The sequence below is a fragment of the Kineococcus vitellinus genome, assembly GCF_009906315.1.
Lineage (GTDB): Bacteria > Actinomycetota > Actinomycetes > Actinomycetales > Kineococcaceae > Kineococcus > Kineococcus vitellinus.
On sequence record NZ_JAAALL010000455.1, the window covers coordinates 1 to 2,309 of the forward strand.

Genomic DNA, 2,309 nt, shown 5'->3' on the forward strand with positions numbered 1-2,309 from the left:
CCCCCGCCACTCCCCGCACCGCGCACCAGGACCCAGGAGGCCCCCGTGTCGTCCGTCCCCCGCACCTCCCTGCGCCGCCGCCTCGTCGCCGTCGGCGCCGCCACGGCCACCGCGGCGCTGATCGGCGCCTGCACCTCCAACACCCCGGCCGAGCAGGAGGGCGGAGAGCAGTCGGCGCCCGCGGCCGCCGGCGGCGGCAACGACGAGGAGGGCGAGACGGTCGTCATCGGCTTCTCCGCGCCCGCCGCCGACCACGGCTGGATGGGCGCGGTCACCACCGCGGCCACCAAGGAGGCCGACCGCTACGGCGACGTCGAGCTGCGGGTGGCCGAGGGCACCAACGACGTCAACCTGCAGATCAGCCAGGTCGAGCAGTTCATCAACGACGAGGTCGACGCCATCGTGCTGCTGCCCTACGACGGGGCGGCGCTGACCGAGGTCGCCACCCGCGCCATGGACGCGGGCATCACCGTCGTCAACGTCGACCGGGAGTTCTCCAGCTCCTTCGCCGCGCGCACCACCGTCCTCGGCGACAACTACGGCATGGGCGTCTCCGCCGGCACCTACGTCTGCGAGCAGGTCGGCGGCAAGCCCGACGCCGTGGTCGCCGAGATCGCCGGCATCGACTCGCTGCCGCTGACCCAGGACCGCAGCCAGGGCTTCGCCGACGCGCTGGCCGAGTGCGGCCTGGACGTCGACAACCGCGTGGCCGCGGACTTCACCGTCCAGGGCGGCCAGCAGGCGGCGGCGAACCTGCTGCAGGCCGCCCCGCAGATCGACGCGCTGTGGAACCACGACGACGACCAGGGCGTCGGCGTGATGGCCGCCATCGAGGAGGCCGGTCGCGACGAGTTCGTCATGGTCGGCGGTGCGGGGTCGGCCAACGTCATGCGCGAGATCCAGGAGGGGAGCTCCGTCCTGAAGGCCACGGTGGTCTACCCCTCCACGCAGGCCGCCGACGGCGTCCGCCTGGCCCGCCTGCTCGTGCAGGGCAAGGCGATGAGCGACCTCGTCGAGGTCGAGGTCCCGCGCACCGTCCAGCTGTACGCGCCCGTCGTCACGGCCGACAACGTCGAGGACTACCTGCCCACCGCCTTCGAGTCCTGAGCGCCGCCCGGGAGGGCTGCGGGAGGAGTGCGTCAACAAGGGTTGACACCTGGGGGATCGTCAACCACCATTGACGCATGAGCGCTCCGGAAGACCTCGTCTCCGCCGGGACCGACCCGGACCCGGCGGTGGGGCTGCGCGCCGTCGCCGCCCTGCGGCGGCTGCTGGACCGGCTGGAGGACCTGCAGGTGCAGCGCGCCCGCGAGCTCGGCTGGTCCTGGGCCGACATCGCCGCCGCCCTCGGGGTCTCCAAGCAGGCCGTGCACAAGAAGCACGCCGCCCGCTCCTGAGCGCACCCGACCCGCACCACGAGAAGGACGGAGATCCCCCGTGTTCGAACGGTTCACCCCCCGGGCCCGCGAGGCCGTCGTCGGCGCCCAGACCGTCGCCCGCGACCTCGGCCACCACAAGATCGACGACCGGCACCTGCTGCTCGCCCTGCTGGAGTCCGACGGCGTCGCCGCCGCCGTGCTGCGCGGTGCGGGCGCCGACCCCGCCGCCCTGCGCGCCGTCGTCGCCGGCGGGCCCGACCGCGACGCCGAGGCGCTGCGCGCGCTCGGCATCGACCTGGAGGAGGTCCGCCGCCGCGCCGAGCAGACCTTCGGCCCCGGTGCCCTGGAGCGCCCCTCCCCGCGCCGGCGCGGCCGCCTCGGCCGCTGGCTGGACACCGACCACCTGCCGTTCACCCGCCCCGCCAAGCGGGCGCTGGAGAACGCCCTGCGGGCGGCGCTCGACCTGGACCACCGCTCCATCGGCACCGAGCACGTCCTCCTGGGCGTGCTGGCCGACGAGCAGTCCGCCGCCGTGCTGGCGCTGCGGCAGAGCGGTGTCGACCTGGACCGCCAGGCCGCCGTCGTCGCCGTGCGTGAGCACCTGCGCCGTTCGGCCTGAGCGGGCCGGGCCCGCAGGGGCTCAAGGCGCGACCCCGGGTGACCGATGCGAGGGGGGTCTTCACCCGGACGAACGAGGAGAACGACGTGCAGCGCTGGCTCAAGGTCCCCGGACTGCTCACGCTGGCCGGCGTGGCGGCCACCGCCGGCGTCGCGCTGCTGGAACCGCCGGCGCCGGCGGGACCGGCTCCCGTCGCCGCGGTGCGCGAGGTCGCCGCCGCCGGGGACGCGCGGTTCACGCGCCCCCTGCTCGCCCCCCTGCCCGACGCGCCCGCCGCGGGGACCGGGCTGCTCGACCCCGGCACCCTCGTC

The 2,309-nt window shown here is 75.4% G+C and carries 3 protein-coding genes and 1 pseudogene; all 4 read left to right on the plus strand.

What is annotated here, in order from left to right; genetic code table 11:
- Nucleotides 1–45: 45 nt before the first annotated feature.
- Nucleotides 46–1,107 carry a substrate-binding domain-containing protein gene (locus tag GTQ99_RS22330; RefSeq protein ID WP_338075198.1) on the plus strand — a complete coding sequence of 354 codons (1,062 nt, stop codon included), beginning with the start codon at nucleotides 46–48 and terminating at the stop codon, nucleotides 1,105–1,107.
- A gap of 77 nt (nucleotides 1,108–1,184) precedes the next feature.
- Nucleotides 1,185–1,397: a helix-turn-helix domain-containing protein gene (locus GTQ99_RS22335; RefSeq protein ID WP_166617873.1), complete on the plus strand. Its 213-nt coding sequence runs from the start codon at nucleotides 1,185–1,187 to the stop codon at nucleotides 1,395–1,397.
- A gap of 40 nt (nucleotides 1,398–1,437) precedes the next feature.
- On the plus strand, nucleotides 1,438–1,998 hold the full coding sequence (locus GTQ99_RS27305) for a Clp protease N-terminal domain-containing protein (RefSeq protein ID WP_166617874.1): 561 nt from the start codon (nucleotides 1,438–1,440) through the stop codon (nucleotides 1,996–1,998).
- A 38-nt stretch (nucleotides 1,999–2,036) separates the two neighbouring features.
- Nucleotides 2,037–2,309 (plus strand): annotated as a pseudogene (locus GTQ99_RS22345) (hypothetical protein); the annotation flags it as partial.